Here is a 15043-nt window from a genome sequence, read left to right on the forward strand (position 1 = left end):
ACGATGGATATTTTTCAGGCTGTCTGGCTGGCGCTTATTCAGGGCGTGACCGAATTTCTGCCGATCTCGAGTTCGGCGCATCTGATCCTGCCGTCGCAGTTGCTCGGCTGGCCCGACCAGGGGCTGGCGTTCGACGTCGGCGTGCATGTCGGCACGCTGGCGGCGGTGGTGTTCTATTTCCGCCGGGACCTGGCGCAACTGTTCCTGGCCTGGTGCCGCTCGCTGGGCGGGCGCGGCTCGACCGAAAGTGCCCTGGCCTGGTACCTGGTGTTGGCGACGGTGCCGGCGGTGCTGGCCGGTTTTTCCTCGACAGCCTGATCGAGCATTTTGCCCGCTCGATCCTGGTTATCGCCGGCACCACCCTGATCTTCGGTGCACTGCTCTGGTACGCCGACAGCCGGCGCACCGAGCAGCGGCAACTGCAGCACATCGGCACGCGTGACGCCCTCTGGATCGGCATGGCCCAGGCGCTGGCGCTGATTCCGGGGACCTCCCGCTCGGGCATCACCATTACGGCCGGTCTGATGCTTGGACTCGAGCGCGCGGCGGCTGCGCGGTTTTCGTTTCTGTTGTCGATTCCGATCATTGTCGGGGCCGGCACCTTCAAGGGGCTGGAGCTGTACCAGAGCGGGACAGTGGAAAGCTGGTCGCTGGTGGGGTGGGGCGTACTGCTGTCCGCTGTCAGCGCCTGGGCCTGCATCTGTCTGTTCCTGAGCTGGCTGAATCGCATCGGCATGCTGCCGTTCGTGATCTATCGACTGCTGCTGGGCGTGGCACTTCTGGGTATCTACTTTGCCGGCTGACGCGCGCATCGTACCAATACTAGTGTACTGTTTCACCCTAATAGATACTTATAGAGCCCGCCAATTCGTGTCCAGCAAGGCGCCGTTCGCCGGGAATAGTGGCGCTCTTGCCAAGAACGGCAACGCCGCGGGGCGCGCATTGGCGGGCTCCCTCCGGGCGAGCCGCCAAGGGGCCGTCCGCGGTGTTGCATTTTCTCGACATAGACCCACTATGCCTTCAAAAATGCGCCTTGCGGCCAACCCCTTGGCGACTCGCTATAAGTGCCTTTAAGAGTGAAACAGTACACTAGAGCCAATTCCCATGACCGAGTCCTTTTCGCTGGCCGTCGAATACGCCAGCAGCGAGCATCAGTCCGAAGCCGCCAGCCTGGGTGCCACGCTCGGGGTCCCGGTGCTGTTCCGGGCCGATCTGCTGCATTGTGATTATGCCTGCCTGCTGCGCCTGACCTCCGAGGGGCTGCAGTTGCAGCAGACCGGGCGCAAGGCACCGGGGCCGGTCCGGGTGGATTTTGCCGGCGGCGCGGTCGCCCACCGACGCAGGCAGGGGGCGGTACCGGCCAGCTGATCGCCAGGGCGGTCGGCCTGAAGGGCGGTGTGCGTCCCCGGGTCGCCGACGTCACGGCGGGCCTGGGCCGTGACAGCTTCGTGCTCGCGAGCCTGGGCTGCGAGGTGCAGCTGATCGAGCGCGTGCCGGTGATCCAGTTGCTGCTGGCAGACGGTCTGGCCCGGGCGGCGCAGGACCCCGAGCTGACCCCGATCATCGAGCGCATGGAACTGATCCGCGAAGACAGTATCGCCTGGCTGCGACGCCAGGCCGGTGCTCTGCAGCGGCCCGAGGTGGTCTATGTCGATCCGATGTTCCCGCATTCCGACAAGAGCGCCCTGGCGAAAAAGGAGATGCGTCTGTTCCGCGACCTGGTCGGCGACGACGGCGATGCCGAGCTGTTGCTGGCCGCGGCCCTGGAGGCCGCGCAGAACCGGGTCGTGGTCAAGCGCCCGCGCAAGGCGCCCCTGATTCCGGGCCCGGCGCCGAGCTTTCAGCTCGAGGGCAAGTCGGGCCGCTTCGACATCTATGCGTTGAAAAAGCTCGAACGGTAGGGTGTTGCTGACCGCCACGGATGGTGGAAACACTGTAAACGCAGGAGCGGTTTACAGTGGAGTGAAACGAAGCGCACCGAAAAGAGGCGCGAAGGCACCGGCTGACATTTCGACGCGGTGCGCTTACCGGCACCCTACGCCTAACGCCTAACGCCTAACGCCTAACGCCTAACGCCTAACGCCTAACGCCTAACGCCTAACGCCGCTAACAGAAAAGGTGACAAGTGACAGTAGCCCCGTCACCCTAACCCTTGCTTCAAGCCTCCAGCTGTTCATCGATAAAATTGATCAGCCTTGGCGTCAGCAGCTGCCTGGCCTGGCGCATCAGCCCGCCGATATCCACGGCGGTCTCCAGTAATTCTTCCCGCTGAACCAGGATGCCGCGGTCGAGCAGCTGGGCAAGGAATGTCTCCAGTACGCGGCGGTCGGCATATTCGGCTGAGTCGAAACCGAACTCCCGATGCAGCTTGCGGGCGAGGTCCAGAGCCCGCTCGACCAGGCTCTGGGGCGGCAGGCGGCCCTCGCGCTCCAGCAGCCGGAACAGCAGATAATAGCGCAGCAGGAGTGGCTCCACGCTGCGCATCAGTGCAAGCGCCGTGTCGCACTCGCCGGCGACCAGGTGCCGGCCGTCGAGACTCAGCAGGCCCCGCTCGATCAGCCGCCGGCGCAACAGCGCCGCGACTTTCGTGAAACCGGTCTCGTCCCAGGGCAGAAAAAGTTCGGCCTGCAAATAGGGATAGAGTACCTTCAGCATCCGGGTCACGAGTTGCGGCAGCGGGTTGGGGCTGCGGCGCACCAGCAGCAGGCACAGTCCCGGCAGCACGAAAAAGTGCAGCAGGTTGTTGCGATAGAACGTCATTTCACGTGCCTGGGGCGCCGCCAGCTGCGTCATGGCACCGTCGATCTCGAGCTGGCCTCGCTGGCGGGCCTGCTCTATCCAAAGTCGCGGGCGCCTGTCCGGTATGCCGGCCGGCGCATTGGGCAGCACGCAGGCCAGGGCGCTCAGAGCCTCGAGCAGTGCCTCCAGCCGTTCGGTTTCCAGGCGCTGTGCCGGCTGCGGCAGCAGTGCGCAGGCCAGCATTCCGCTTTCGGTCAGGGTTGCGGCGGCATTGATGCGGGCCATGATCTGCAGGCCGATGGCCCGGGCCTGGGCGCGGGTTTCGAGCTTCAGGTCGAACCGGTCCGCAAGGAGAAGCGGTTCACCGATGCTCAGAGTGGCGCGGCCGAATCGCTGGCGCAGGATTTTCAGTGCACCGAGCAGTCCGCCGAGGCTCTCCGAGCGCTTGCGCTCGCCCTCGAGTTCGCGCTGGTAGTTTTCGGCCTCGACCACCCGGTCGTAGCCTATCCAGACCGGGATCAGCGCCACCGGGCGTTCCGGGCTGGTGCGCCAGCCGTCGAGTGTCATGCCCAGCAGGCCGGTACGTGGCGGCAGCAGGCGCCCGGTGCGACTGCGTCCGCCCTCGACAAAGTATTCCAGTGCGTGGCCGTGGCGCGACATCAGTGCCAGATACTGCTGATAGAGGGCCTGGTAGAGGGCGTCGTCCTGAAAACTGCGGCGCATGAAAATGGCACCACCGCGCTTGAGAATGGCACCGACCAGCGGCAGGTCCAGGTTCTCGCCGGCGGCGATATGGGGCAGCATCAGCCCGTGGCGATAGAGCGCCCAGGACAACAGCAGGTAGTCCATGTGACTGCGATGGCAGGGCAGGTACACCAGCTGATGATCCAGTGCCAGGGCCCGGATGCTGTCCAGTCCTCTGATGTCCACCTCGTTGTAGAGACGGCGCCAGACGGCATTGAACAGCGGATACAGCATCCGGGCCGTAACCGGGCTGAAATCGGCGGCGATGCCGTCGAGGGCGGCGGCGGCATAGCGTTCGGATTCGAGCGAGCTTTCGCGTTTTTCCCGTGCCCGTCCGGCAATGGCTCGGCGTACCTGCGGGTGACGCAGTATCAGCGACATCAGGGTGCGGCGGTGGGAAAGGTCGGGCCCGACGACTGCCTGGCGACGGCTGTGAAAGTGCTGCAGCAGCAACCGGGTGGCCTTGCGGCACAGGGCGTTGCTGTCCTCCGTATTGGCACGCAATTGCTGCAGGTGCAGGGGGCAGTCGATGTGAACCAGCGTCTGACGACCGTTGACCAGCAACTGCAGCAGCCTGCCGATACGCCCGCCCTGGTCCCAGGACTCTGCATACAGCAGGTTCAGCCAGGAGGTCTCCCGGATCGGCAGGCGCCCGTGAAACACCGAAACCGGAATCAGGGTCAGCCGGTATTCCGGGTCTTCACGGGTCAGTCGGCAGGCTTCGTCCAGCTGCTCCGGCAGCACGGACTGGCCATTGTGCCGGGCACAGAGTATCTGCGACGGCTGCAGCTGCACACCGGCACGGCGTGCCTGGGCGAGCAGCAGCTGGCGGTGGCTCCAGCGATCGGTTTCGAGCACATAGCGTACCCGGGAACCGCCATGCAGCCATTGATCGCCGATCAGCGTCGTTTTTACCAGGCCCCGCAGCAGTACTCTGCCGAGCAGGTGCAGCAACGACATCAGTAGTGGGGGAGGTTCGTCGGCCACCTCGTCACCGCCGCCCAGATCCAGTTGCTTGAGCTGGCTGTTGATGATCTTGATCATGCGGGTCAGGCGCTCGATCTCGAGCTCCTGCCGTGACACGACATCATTGAGCTTGTCGAGGGTATCTTCCTGGAAGGCGATACGGGACTCGAGGTCTTCCATTCGCTCGGCGTCACTCATGGCAATGCTCCCGATGGGTGTGGTTTGTCGTTAGTCTATGTTTTCTAAAAGTTTTTTTCGAGCCGTCGAGCGCAGTGAGGGCCATGACGGCAAGGCCGGGCATGGCGGCGGCTGTCCCCGCTGTCCGGTATTCGCAGCCGGGTTCGCCGGGCGCTGCTCAGAGGATAGCCCATTATTAACGGTAAGCTGTTGAAAAATTACGCAAAATTAGCTATATCTTGCGAGCGTCCGGGTTTTTTCTCCAGACGTTGGTCAACTGAGTTATAACTGCAAATCACAAGAGAAGATTAAATGAGTGGTGTACAACTGATACGTAGTATTGTTGTCAGTGCCCTGGCGGCCGTCGTGATTCCCTACCTGTTGGGAGCTGTCGCCAAGGTCGAAGTTGAGTTGAATGTTGCGGTACTGGCTGTGGTTTTTGTCGTCGTTCTGGCAGCTTCCGTCGTTTCCGGTCTGGGAAGCGGCACGCAGGCCCGATCCGGCGCCACGCCGCGTTACGAGGACGAGGTGCCCGACGAGGATGACAATCGGGAAATGGGTCAGGTCAAGTGGTTCAACGTTTCCAAGGGCTTTGGTTTCATCACCCGGGAAAACGGCGACGATGTGTTCGTGCATTTTCGCAGTATCCGGGGGCGCGGTCACCGGTCCCTGACCGAGGGGCAGCAAGTCCGCTTCAATGTCCGTGAAAGCGACAAGGGTCTGCAGGCGGAAGATGTTTCCGTCGTCCGGACCTGATCGATACCGGCGGGGTTGTCCCCGCCACCGGAGGCCTGACCTCTGCCAATACGGGAGCCCTAGGGCTCCCGTATGCGTTTCCGGATCCGGGGAATCAGACCGGATGCCGTGTCATAGCCGGCGCTCAGCGCAAGTAGATCATCGCCATGCTGCAGCAGCAGTGCCGGGAAGCCCTGCACGCCCAGTTTGTCCTTGAGCGCCAGGTGTCGCTGCAACTGCCGTTCGGTATCCGGGTCCTGTAACATCCCGCGGAACCGCTCCGGGTCCAGCCCGGTTTCCTGGGCCAGCGCCACCAGAACATCCGCATCCGAGGGGTTGCGCGCCTCCAGGTAATAGGCACGCTGGATCGCGGCGACCATTCTTTCGTCCGCTCCGGTTTCAATCCGGCCGGCACTGATCACGGCGCGGCAGGCGCTCCAGGTGGCCCGGCGGGGCTGGTTCAGGCGCCAGAAGTCGTGGTTGAAGGGGGTGCCGGTGCGAGCCTCGATGTGGCGCCAGGTCGCCTGGATCTGCTGCTGCAGCGGTGCCGGCATCGGCGCCTCGGTATCCGGTGCCAGCCCCCAGAACGTACTGCAGCGCCAGGTCGTCGAAATGCCGGCGAACCGCCGCAAGCTGGGGCGCGAAGGCCCAGCACCAACTGCACATCGGATCCATCACATAGATCAGTGTCGTCATCAGAACAGGGTCTCCTGCTGGCGGATGCCCGGGCTCCAGGGGCTGAAACCCTGGACGCCGGGGCAGCGCTGTAACAGCCGTTCGGCGAAGAGCCGGGCCAGTTCCGGCGACTCGCGGTTGTCCGGGGTATGGAAAAACAGATAGGGCGTGCGTCCTTCACCGAGCCAGTGGGCGACCTTGCCAACCCAGGGCTCGAGCCAGGGCAGGCCCCGCTGCCAGTCCAACGGCGTGATGAAGCGCACCATCGGCGCCGTGCCGGTTGCGATGACGTGCAGCGGTACCCGCGGCTTTTTCTGCAGCGCATCGCGGCTCAGGTCATCGTCCGCCGGCAGTGCGAAGAGGGCGCGGGTATCGAACAGAGTGCGATTGATGCCGCGTTCCATCAGCATCCGGTTGAGCCTGCGCTCCGCATCGCCTTTGTCGAAAAAGCCCGGATGCCTCACTTCGAGACCGTAGCGATAACCCTCTGGAAGTGCCGCGAGAAAAGCGGTCAGTGTCTCCAGCGATGCGGGTCCGCAGCGGGCCGGCAATTGCAGAAAGAGCTGGCCCAGCTTGGTTTCGAGCGGTGCAATGCTGTCGAAAAAGGTGCGCAGTTCGGCAGTGCAGTGGCGCAAGCTCTGCTTGTGGCTGATTGTTTGGGGAAACTTGAAGCAGAAACGGAAACCTGCCGGTGTTTCGGCGTACCAGCGTTGCACGGTATCGGCCGCGGGAAGGGCATAGAAGGTGGAGTTGCCCTCGACGGTCGAAAAGTGCGCGGCATAGCGCTCCAGCGCTGGCTGCCGGCGGCTGCCGCTGAGGGCGGAGTGTCCCCAGTCGGGATGATGCCATTGCGGCAGTCCGATATAGCAGTGGTTCTGCACCTGTCTTCCACGGGGTCGGGTTGATGTCCGGCGTTGCCATTATAACGATCTTTGGCCGCGGGCAGCAGGGCCGCAACGGCCGGTCCTGGAGTATCGCGCCATGCTGGCATGATATTAGACTGTTTTGTAATAAAGGGATTGACGGCGCCTGAATTCGAGCGTAGTATTCGCTCCACGTTGATGCGGGGTGGAGCAGCCTGGTAGCTCGTCGGGCTCATAACCCGAAGGTCGTCAGTTCAAATCTGGCCCCCGCTACCAAATTAAGAAAAAAGCCTGAAGTCGAAAGGCCTCAGGCTTTTTTCGTTCTGAGGCAGGCTAAAGCAAAGCAGCGTCGGGCTCGCTCTTCATAACCGCGGGCGAAGGTCGTCAGTTCAAATCTGGCCCCCGCTACCACTTTATTGCCTGGTACTTCGTAGTCAGGGCCCGACGAGTCGGGCTCGCTTTCTACAAGTGCCCGGCGAAGCCGGGGCGAAGGTCGTCTAAGTACTTCGCACCCAGTTTGAGAGAAAAGCCTGAAGTCGAAAGATTTCAGGCTTTTTTCGTTTAATAGGGCGTAAAAGATTGGCGTCGGGCTCGCTCTCTATAACAACCGCGGACGAAGCTCGCTGACGCTTGATGTTCCGACGTAGGGTGCTGCTGAGCGCAGCGAAGCGCACCGGCATTTTGACAGTGCGGTGCGCTTACTGTCACGCCTCACGCCTCACGCCTCACGCCTCACGCCTCACGCCTCACGCCTCACGCCTCAGGATCCCTGATAAAGGTCCAGGTATCGCCCTTGGACATTTCCGGGGCGAACTGGTAACCCTCGAGGTCGAACTGCTTGATCTGCTCCGGGTTTTCGATGCGGTTCTGGATGATATAGCGGGTCATCAGGCCGCGGGCCTTTTTGGCGTAGAAGCTGATGATCTTGTACTGGCCGTTTTTCCAGTCCTTGAACACCGGGGTGATCAGCCGGGCATTGAGCTTTTTCGGCTGCACCGACTTGAAGTATTCGTTGGATGCCAGGTTGACGAGCACCGGCTCCGGGCCTTCGAGTTCGTCGTTCAGCGCTTCGGTCAGGCGAGAGCCCCAGAAATCATAGAGGTCCTTGCCGCGGGCATTGCCGAGCCGGGTGCCCATTTCGAGCCGGTAGGGCTGCATCAGGTCCAGCGGCTTGAGAAGGCCATAGAGGCCGGACAGAATGCGCAGGTGCGACTGGGCAAATGCGAGGTCGTCGTCGCTCAGGCTTGCGGCCTCGAGCCCGCCATAGACGTCGCCCTTGAACGCCAGCAGGGCCTGCTTGGCGTTTTCCGGGGTGAAGGGGCGCGACCAGCTTTCGTAACGCGCGACGTTGAGGCTGGCGAGCTTGTCGCTGAGCTTCATCAGGCCGGCCAGGTCCTGCACCGAGAGCTTGCGCAGCTCGTCGATCAGCAGTTCCGACTGGTCGAGCCAGTCCGGCTGCGAATAGCGCTCGGTGGCGGCCGGGGTTTCGTAATCCAGGGTCTTGGCGGGGGAAATGACAATCAGCATGGCTTCGTGATCGGTTGCATCGGTTTGCCAGTGATCATACGCAGATCGGGGAGGCAAAAAAGCAACGGCAGGCTTGGCCAGTCCATTACCCATAAGCTCTGAACGGCGACTTGTGGGTAAAGGGCAGGGCTTGGCTACCACCCCATGTGAGCCATGCACGCAGATGCGACCTGGATGGCATGGGTCTCATCGATGATGCCGTCGGTCGAGGCGATGCGGTCTATGCAGCCGAGCAGCTGTTCGGCAAAGGGTTTCAGCGTCTCGATATCGCCGCTGCGCCTGACCGTCGCTTCGACGCGCTTGCTGGCCAGTGCCCAGTCCGCCGAGGTGGCCAGGCGGTTGGCGTAGGAGGCCCGGCTCCAGTCATGCACCGAGCTGGCATGCAGGGAGCCGCCCTGAAACCATTCGTTCGCCTTGGCGTGGGCCGGCGACAGCAGCGTGACCGCTGACAGAACGACCGCTGCAACGCTCGGAGCCTTCATCCTGAATGGCGGCGATCAGTTGCGCAGGCGGCTGTCGAGTTCGTCGACGACTTCGCACCAGTCCGAGTCTTCGTCAAAAGCCTCGCGCAGAAATTCAGCCTGGGACTCGGTCCAGAAGGTGGCCTTGTCCAGGCGGATGTCCTGGCTGAAAAGCCGATGGGTGCGAATGAACTGCTCGACCTCGCGTTCGCCGCTGGGAAGCCCGAGCTGCTCGAAAAGATTGTGCATATTGTGTTGCGACGTATCCATGACGAACTCCTGCCATCGGGGATATTCAGAGCACTATGGAGTTTTGTTCAGGAAACCGTGAAAGTCAAAGCCGCCGCCGGCGCGGCGGGATGGGCGGCTCGGCCGGCTCCGGCTCAAGACGACCCTTGTCACTTTTGTGTATCATAGCGGCCAAACCCCTTGTCAGGCTTCTGCGAGCACAGCGAGCGTCATGAGTAAAAAGACAGTCCTTACCGGTATCACCACGACCGGTACCCCCCATATCGGCAATTACCTCGGGGCGATCAAGCCCGCAATCGAGGCCAGCCGCAACCCGGCCTACAACAGCTACTTTTTCCTGGCCGATTACCACGCCCTGATCAAGTGCCATGACCCGGGCCGGGTGGCGCGCTCGACCCGCGAAATCGCGGCAACCTGGCTCGCACTGGGGCTTGATACCGATGTGGCGACCTATTACCGCCAGACCGATATCCCCGAGATACCGGAGCTGACCTGGATCCTGACCTGCATGACGTCCAAGGGACTGATGAACCGTGCCCACGCTTACAAGGCGGCGACCGATGCCAACCGCGAGGCGGGTAATGCCGATCTCGATGACGGCGTGACCATGGGGCTGTTCAGCTATCCGATCCTGATGGCGGCCGATATCCTGATGTTCAATGCCGATATCATTCCGGTGGGACGGGATCAGATCCAGCATATCGAGATGGCGCGGGATGTGGCCGGCCGTTTCAACCATGTGTTCGAACCGCTGTTCACGCTGCCCGAAGCCCAGGTCGACGAGCAGACCCAGCTGATTCCGGGCCTCGATGGACGCAAGATGTCCAAGAGCTACGACAATACCATCCCGCTGTTCTGCTCCAGCGACGAGCTGCGCAGGCTGATCAACCAGATCACCACCGACCTGCGCGAGCCGGGGAGCCCAAGGATCCGGACAGCAGCACCCTGTTCCAGCTCTACAGCTGTTTTGCCGAGAGTCACGAGATCGAGGCGGTGCGCAGGCAGTATCTCGAAGGCATCGCCTGGGGCGACGCCAAGAAGCAGCTGTTCGAATACCTGGACGCCAAACTCAGCGAGCCGCGCAACCGCTACAACGAACTGATGAACGACCTGGGTCACGTCGAAGACGTACTGCAAAAGGGCGCCGAGAAAGCCCGTGCCCAGGCCGCGCCGCTGCTCGAGAAGGTCCGCATCGCCGCCGGTATCCGCCCGCTGACCTACGTGCCGGCTGCCGTTCAGACCGAGGCGAAGAAAAAGGAGAAGTCGGCGGAGGAGCTGGCCCGTGCCGAAGAGGGGCGCCGGCGGGCGATTCTGCTGCAGCTGCAGCCGCTGCTCGATGAGGTCGCGAATGCCGAGGACAAGGCGGCGGTGGCCCGGGCGATTGTGGCCGGCAAGACCGAAGAGGTCGAAAACCTGAAGAAGAAGGCGAAGCAGAAGGCTCAGAACGAACTGGACCTGCTGCGCGAAGAACTGGCGGCCTATCTCTGATCCCTGGCCCGAACCGAATCCTGCTGGAGGCACCCATGTACAACACCCTCGTGAGTGCGGAGCAGGTCCGGCGGCACCTCGGTGACTGGTGCCTGCTCGACTGTCGCTTCAGTCTCGCCGATACCGGCTACGGCCGCCGGGTCTATGGCGAGGGGCATATAGCGGGTGCCCGCTTTCTCGATCTGGATCGGGACCTGTCGTCGCCGGTCGGCCCGCGGACGGGACGGCATCCGTTGCCGGTCCCCGGGCGGCTGAATGCGCGCCTGCGTCAGTGCGGCGTCGGGCCCGGCGTTCAGGTTGTGGTCTACGACGATTGCGGCGGCGCCATGGCTGCCCGTGCCTGGTGGCTGTTGCGCTGGCTCGGGCATGATGCGGTGGCACTGCTCGATGGCGGTTATCCGGCCTGGCTGGCCCTTGGCGGCGAGACACAGCAGACGCCTCCGGCCGACGCGGATTCAGGTTGGCGTGCCGAGTGTGACGGGCAGGCGGTCGTCGACGTCGATGAAGTGGAAGCCGGTCTCAGGGCGCCGGCCTTCACCCTGGTCGATGCGCGCAGCGCCGAACGCTTTCGCGGCGAGCAGGAGCCGATCGACCCGGTGGCCGGCCATATCCCCGGCTCCCTCAACCGGCCGTTGAGCGAGAATCTGGCCGGCGGGCTGTTCAAGGAGGCCGCGCAACTTCGGCTGGAGTGGCAGGCGCTGCTGGGGGATCGCGATCCCGCGTCGGTGGTGCACCTGTGCGGCTCCGGCGTGACGGCCTGTCACAATCTGCTGTCGATGGAGGTCGCGGGTCTTGCCGGCTCGCGTCTTTATGCCGGCTCCTGGAGCGAGTGGATAAGGGATCCGGCGCGCCCGGTCGCGACCGGTGCCGGCTGACGGCTGTCGTCGCTGACTGTCATTAAACTTTCGTAGTGTCTCCGTAGTCTATACTGAGTAGTTAAGACAACGACAAGAATGAGTGGAGACGGGCGGATGCAGATCAAAGAACGCGTCAGAAAAATAGCGGTGCTGGATATCGACGGCGAAAGTTTCGAGGTGGACGGCCATTACAGGGGCCAGGAGTCCAAGGTGAGCTGGTATACCGTGACCCGCAGCCGGGATCACAGTGTCACGGTCGATCATCTCGCCCAGTTTCCGAGCTGTGACAAGATTCGCAGCCTGATTCACTGATCCCGGGAGGTACGCCAGGAACAGAGGGTGCCTGTGTTACGACCAGGGAAGGTCAGCAAAAGGAGCCGAAAGGCTCCTTTTGCGTCTGTGAGCGCCTACTGAACCAGCTCGTTCTCGCTGAACAGGCCCTCGAACAGCGCTGTCGAGAGGTAGCGCTCGCCGGAGTCCGGCAGGATCACGACAATATGCTTGCCGGCGAAAGCCGGGTCGTTGGCGATGCGCAGCGCGGCGCAGGTGGCGGCGCCGCAGGAAATGCCGGCCAGGATGCCTTCCTTCTCCATCAGCGCCCGGGCGGTGGCGATGGCATCGTCATTGCCGACCTGCTCGACCCGATCGACCAGCTCCAGGTCGAGGTTGGCCGGCACGAATCCCGCACCTATACCCTGGATCTTGTGGGGTGCCGGCTTGATTTCCACCCCTTCCAGCGTCTGGCTGATGACCGGTGAGTCGGTGGGCTCGACCGCAACCGAGGTGATCGCCTTGCCTTCCGTCTGCTTGATGTAGCGCGATACCCCGGTGATGGTGCCGCCGGTGCCGACGCCGGCCACCAGGACGTCGATCAGACCCTCGGTATCCTGCCAGATTTCCGGGCCGGTGGTTTTCTCGTGAATGGCGGGGTTCGCCGGGTTCTCGAACTGCTGCAGCATCAGGTGGCTGTCGGCGTTGGCCGCAACCAGCTCCCGGGCTTTCTCGATCGCACCCTTCATGCCCTTGGCCGGTTCCGTCAGCACGATTTCGGCGCCGAGGGCCTTCATCAGCTTGCGTCGCTCCAGGCTCATCGACGAAGGCATCGTCAACACCAGGCGGTAGCCGCGGGAGGCCGCGACAAACGCCAGGGCGATGCCGGTGTTGCCGCTGGTCGGTTCGACCAGTGTCATGCCCGGCTTCAATCGTCCGGACTCCTCTGCGGCCCAGATCATGCTGGCACCGATGCGGCATTTCACCGAGCCGGCCGGGTTGCGTGCCTCGATCTTGGCGTAGAGATTGGCGTTGGGGGCCAGGTGCTTGAGCCGGACCAGCGGGGTATTGCCGATCGACTGGGAGTTGTCCTCGTAAACCTTCATGATCATCCTTACGTCTGGTTAGCAGCTGTTCTTTATAGCGGACCCCGGCGCTTTGTTAAAGGGCGGCGCCAGGCCTTACAATAGCGGACTTCCGGGGAAAGGGTGTCAAAATGCGTCTGTTGATGAAGTTGATGGCGCCGGCCATTTTCTGGCTGGCCTACGGGCTCTTCCGCTCGCGGCTGCTGCGGTCGTCGAAACGCAAACACGACCTGGTCATGAAACTGTTCCGCTTCGCCGCCGACAACGGCAGCCGGCGTGCCCTGTCGGTATACGGACATTTGCTGCATTTTCGCGGCGAAGGCATCGCCAACCGCATCCAGGGCGCGCTCTATCTCGAACGCGCCGCCGGAATGGGGGACGCCAGGGCCTGTTACCAGATGGGGCGCATCAGCGAGCAGGGTTTCGAACATCGCTTTTCGCCCGATCCCGTCCGTGCGTTGCATTACTATCGTCTGGCGGCGCAGCAGCGACATCCGCTGGCACTGAGGCGGCTGGTGGAGGTCTATCGCGACGGCGGGCTCGGGCAGACGCCGGATCCCGCCGAGCGGGCGCGCTGGGAGGCATTGATACCGGACTCTGCAGGCGCCTGACGTGTGGCAGATTCTATGGTTCATGGCCACCCCTGATCGTGACAGGTGCCATGGCCGGTATTGCGTAGGAGCCTCGCCCCGAGGCGAAAGGTTCCGGTACCGAGGTTGTTCGCACCGGGGCGGCGCTCCTACGGCGGGCGCCGAAATTTCCGAGGCCGGCTTTAGCCGCGAACAGCCGCCCTGAGTGCCATCCTTTGTGTGGGCTAATCCGGCTTTTTCAGTCGCACGCGGAAACGCAGCACCCTCTTGTCCTCGGCGGGGATGTCCAGAGTCCACTGGGCGCGGCCACTGTTTTCCTGCTGCATCGGCAGGCTGCTGTGTTCCAGGGACCAGGGCTGGGTGAAATTGACCGCCAGCTGCAGCTGCTTGTCGGCGGCGGCGCTGTTGCGCACCAGTACCTCGTATTCGAGCAACTGGCTGTCATACTCCTTGCTGAACAGTGTCTGCTGGCGCTCTATGCTCAGGTCGAAGGCATCGCCGAGCTGCAGCTCCACGTCCTGGCCTGTGGCCGTATGGTCGATCCGGGCGCCGCCGACGAACTGCAGCCGGCCCTGTTCATCGGGGGCGAAGGTGCGCACGGCGCCGGCCGGCAACGGCTGATCGGCGCCATTGCGAAAGGCCAGCCAGGTCTGTGCGGGGGACTTGTGGCGCTGGTTGTCCAGTCGCGGTATCACCAGGAACTCGTGCCGGTATTCCCGCTTGACCGGCAGTGCCGCCTGGCTGACCAGCGGCAGCTGCTTGTGTTGCTGATCGAGCAGGCTGGTGCGCTGGGGCAGGCTGTAGAGGTGATAGTCCTGGAAGGCCTCCGGTGCCATGCCACTGGCGTCGGCCATGGCCGCCATTGCCAGGTTGGCCTTGCGGTAGGCTTCCGGTGCCGGTTGATTGATCGTGCCGGCCAGTAGCTGGAAACCGGCATCCCGAAAGTCGGTACCGGTATCGTTGTGCAGGGTGGCAAGACCTTCCAGTGCCATACGCTGGCCATTGGCGTCCAGGTTCAGCACGTAGTCCATCTGCCAGCTCAGTCCGCCGGTCAGGTAGCTGATGGTGGCCGGCGCCGGTGCCGGGGTTCCCTGGCTGCGAAACTCGAGACTCGGGCGGCTGATCAGGTGAGCCGGCAGCTGCGGGAAGATGAATCGCCAGTCCTGACCCAGCGGAATGCTCTCGATCTGCTCGTTGCGGCGCACCAGGGCGCGGTCGCCCTCGATGCTCAGCAGTGTTACCGCGCTGAGGCTCTCTTCGCCGTCGGCGGGGTTGCGTCGCGCCAGGCTCAGTTCACGACCGAGATAGTGTTGCAGCAGCGAGTGGTGATTCAGCAGGTTGGTGTTGAGCGTCTGCTCCAGGATGGCGCCGGCGCCGTTGATCGACAGCGTCTCGGTCTGCATCTGGCGGCTGACATCCTCGATGACCACCGGCTGGCCGGCGCTCAGTGCCGGCAGTTGCCGGGTATCCCGCACCAGCCCCAGGTTCTGATTGTAGACGGTCAGCGACAGCGCCTGGCGGGCGCCGGCGTCGACCGGCAGCGTTGTCTCGGCCTGCAGCGGGCAGACGATGAAGGCCGTCAGGGCCAGGCTGTAGCGGTTAAGAGGGGCTCGCATC

General features: G+C 63.2%; 16 protein-coding genes, 1 tRNA gene and 1 pseudogene. 10 read left to right on the top strand and 8 right to left on the bottom strand.

The annotated features are described in order from the left end of the window. The first annotated feature begins 3 nt into the window (after positions 1-3). The 3 genes and pseudogenes from ACFQDL_RS18140 (at position 4) to ACFQDL_RS33005 (ending at position 1901) form a co-directional block, all read left to right on the top strand. Positions 4-803 (top strand): annotated as a pseudogene (locus tag ACFQDL_RS18140) (undecaprenyl-diphosphate phosphatase). Between the two features lie 301 nt (positions 804-1104). Next, a complete protein-coding gene (locus ACFQDL_RS33000; RefSeq protein ID WP_465263967.1) occupies positions 1105-1368 on the top strand; it encodes a hypothetical protein in 264 nt (87 codons plus the stop codon). 29 nt (positions 1369-1397) lie between these two features. After that, entirely contained in the window at positions 1398-1901 is a 504-nt protein-coding gene (locus tag ACFQDL_RS33005; RefSeq protein ID WP_465263968.1) for a class I SAM-dependent methyltransferase, read from the top strand. Between the two features lie 256 nt (positions 1902-2157). Here the strand turns inward: ACFQDL_RS33005 and ACFQDL_RS18150 are convergent, their stop codons facing one another. After that, complete coding sequence (locus tag ACFQDL_RS18150; protein WP_379910259.1) at positions 2158-4647, bottom strand: SlyX family protein; 2490 nt, start codon at positions 4645-4647, stop codon at positions 2158-2160. Between the two features lie 291 nt (positions 4648-4938). Here ACFQDL_RS18150 and ACFQDL_RS18155 point away from each other — a divergent pair, with 291 nt between their 5' ends. Continuing rightward, positions 4939-5382 carry a cold-shock protein gene (locus ACFQDL_RS18155; protein ID WP_379910260.1) on the top strand — a complete coding sequence of 148 codons (444 nt, stop codon included), beginning with the start codon at positions 4939-4941 and terminating at the stop codon, positions 5380-5382. Positions 5383-5441: 59 nt separating this feature from the next. Here ACFQDL_RS18155 and ACFQDL_RS18160 read toward each other — a convergent pair whose 3' ends face one another. Together ACFQDL_RS18160 and ACFQDL_RS18165 are read right to left on the bottom strand one after the other, a co-directional pair. Beyond that, on the bottom strand, positions 5442-5993 hold the full coding sequence (locus tag ACFQDL_RS18160) for a DsbA family protein (protein ID WP_379910261.1): 552 nt from the start codon (positions 5991-5993) through the stop codon (positions 5442-5444). A 63-nt stretch (positions 5994-6056) separates the two neighbouring features. Beyond that, positions 6057-6917 carry a DUF72 domain-containing protein gene (locus tag ACFQDL_RS18165; RefSeq protein WP_379910262.1) on the bottom strand — a complete coding sequence of 287 codons (861 nt, stop codon included), beginning with the start codon at positions 6915-6917 and terminating at the stop codon, positions 6057-6059. Between the two features lie 181 nt (positions 6918-7098). Between ACFQDL_RS18165 and ACFQDL_RS18170 the strand changes: the two genes are divergently transcribed. After that, positions 7099-7175 (top strand) — tRNA-Met (locus tag ACFQDL_RS18170). A gap of 477 nt (positions 7176-7652) precedes the next feature. Here the strand turns inward: ACFQDL_RS18170 and yaaA are convergent. The 3 genes from yaaA to ACFQDL_RS18185 all read right to left on the bottom strand — a co-directional run bounded on the left by yaaA (position 7653) and on the right by ACFQDL_RS18185 (position 9157). Further along, positions 7653-8426: a peroxide stress protein YaaA gene (gene yaaA, locus ACFQDL_RS18175; protein ID WP_379910263.1), complete on the bottom strand. Its 774-nt coding sequence runs from the start codon at positions 8424-8426 to the stop codon at positions 7653-7655. A 134-nt stretch (positions 8427-8560) separates the two neighbouring features. Continuing rightward, entirely contained in the window at positions 8561-8908 is a 348-nt protein-coding gene (locus tag ACFQDL_RS18180; protein WP_379910264.1) for a hypothetical protein, read from the bottom strand. A 15-nt stretch (positions 8909-8923) separates the two neighbouring features. After that, complete coding sequence (locus ACFQDL_RS18185; RefSeq protein ID WP_379910265.1) at positions 8924-9157, bottom strand: DUF2789 domain-containing protein; 234 nt, start codon at positions 9155-9157, stop codon at positions 8924-8926. Between the two features lie 190 nt (positions 9158-9347). Between ACFQDL_RS18185 and trpS the strand changes: the two genes are divergently transcribed. From trpS to ACFQDL_RS18205, 4 genes are all read left to right on the top strand, one after another. Then, positions 9348-10238: a tryptophan--tRNA ligase gene (gene trpS, locus ACFQDL_RS18190; protein WP_379910266.1), complete on the top strand. Its 891-nt coding sequence runs from the start codon at positions 9348-9350 to the stop codon at positions 10236-10238. Continuing rightward, positions 10130-10624 carry a tryptophan--tRNA ligase gene (locus ACFQDL_RS18195; protein WP_379910267.1) on the top strand — a complete coding sequence of 165 codons (495 nt, stop codon included), beginning with the start codon at positions 10130-10132 and terminating at the stop codon, positions 10622-10624. The genes trpS and ACFQDL_RS18195 overlap by 109 nt, the downstream gene beginning before the upstream one ends. Positions 10625-10659: 35 nt before the next feature. Next, positions 10660-11499 carry a sulfurtransferase gene (locus ACFQDL_RS18200; protein WP_379910268.1) on the top strand — a complete coding sequence of 280 codons (840 nt, stop codon included), beginning with the start codon at positions 10660-10662 and terminating at the stop codon, positions 11497-11499. Between the two features lie 96 nt (positions 11500-11595). Then, complete coding sequence (locus tag ACFQDL_RS18205; RefSeq protein WP_379910269.1) at positions 11596-11793, top strand: hypothetical protein; 198 nt, start codon at positions 11596-11598, stop codon at positions 11791-11793. Positions 11794-11888: 95 nt separating this feature from the next. On the opposite strand, the gene cysK is transcribed toward ACFQDL_RS18205, so the two are convergent. Beyond that, positions 11889-12857, bottom strand: a complete 969-nt coding sequence (gene cysK, locus ACFQDL_RS18210; protein WP_379910270.1) for a cysteine synthase A — start codon at positions 12855-12857, stop codon at positions 11889-11891. Between the two features lie 110 nt (positions 12858-12967). Between cysK and ACFQDL_RS18215 the strand changes: the two genes are divergently transcribed. Beyond that, positions 12968-13447, top strand: a complete 480-nt coding sequence (locus tag ACFQDL_RS18215) for a tetratricopeptide repeat protein (RefSeq protein WP_379910271.1) — start codon at positions 12968-12970, stop codon at positions 13445-13447. Positions 13448-13650: 203 nt separating this feature from the next. Here the strand turns inward: ACFQDL_RS18215 and ACFQDL_RS18220 are convergent, their stop codons facing one another. Then, positions 13651-15042 carry a DUF4139 domain-containing protein gene (locus tag ACFQDL_RS18220; protein WP_379910272.1) on the bottom strand — a complete coding sequence of 464 codons (1392 nt, stop codon included), beginning with the start codon at positions 15040-15042 and terminating at the stop codon, positions 13651-13653. Between the last annotated feature and the right edge of the window lies 1 nt (position 15043).

It is taken from the genome of Marinobacterium aestuariivivens (genome assembly GCF_042661465.1).
Classification (GTDB): domain Bacteria; phylum Pseudomonadota; class Gammaproteobacteria; order Pseudomonadales; family Balneatricaceae; genus Marinobacterium_A; species Marinobacterium_A aestuariivivens.

Excerpts from the sequence above, each read along its gene's own strand:
- ACFQDL_RS18150 (WP_379910259.1), bottom strand. The coding sequence starts at position 4,647 with ATGAGTGACGCCGAGCGAATGGAAGACCTCGAGTCCCGTATCGCCTTC.
- ACFQDL_RS18220 (WP_379910272.1), bottom strand. The coding sequence starts at position 15,042 with ATGCGAGCCCCTCTTAACCGCTACAGCCTGGCCCTGACGGCCTTCATC.
- yaaA (WP_379910263.1), bottom strand. The coding sequence starts at position 8,426 with ATGCTGATTGTCATTTCCCCCGCCAAGACCCTGGATTACGAAACCCCG.
- ACFQDL_RS18155 (WP_379910260.1), top strand. The coding sequence starts at position 4,939 with ATGAGTGGTGTACAACTGATACGTAGTATTGTTGTCAGTGCCCTGGCG.
- ACFQDL_RS18200 (WP_379910268.1), top strand. The coding sequence starts at position 10,660 with ATGTACAACACCCTCGTGAGTGCGGAGCAGGTCCGGCGGCACCTCGGT.
- trpS (WP_379910266.1), top strand. The coding sequence starts at position 9,348 with ATGAGTAAAAAGACAGTCCTTACCGGTATCACCACGACCGGTACCCCC.
- ACFQDL_RS33000 (WP_465263967.1), top strand. The coding sequence starts at position 1,105 with ATGACCGAGTCCTTTTCGCTGGCCGTCGAATACGCCAGCAGCGAGCAT.
- ACFQDL_RS18205 (WP_379910269.1), top strand. The coding sequence starts at position 11,596 with ATGCAGATCAAAGAACGCGTCAGAAAAATAGCGGTGCTGGATATCGAC.
- cysK (WP_379910270.1), bottom strand. The coding sequence starts at position 12,857 with ATGAAGGTTTACGAGGACAACTCCCAGTCGATCGGCAATACCCCGCTG.
- ACFQDL_RS18215 (WP_379910271.1), top strand. The coding sequence starts at position 12,968 with ATGCGTCTGTTGATGAAGTTGATGGCGCCGGCCATTTTCTGGCTGGCC.
- ACFQDL_RS18185 (WP_379910265.1), bottom strand. The coding sequence starts at position 9,157 with ATGGATACGTCGCAACACAATATGCACAATCTTTTCGAGCAGCTCGGG.
- ACFQDL_RS18180 (WP_379910264.1), bottom strand. The coding sequence starts at position 8,908 with ATGAAGGCTCCGAGCGTTGCAGCGGTCGTTCTGTCAGCGGTCACGCTG.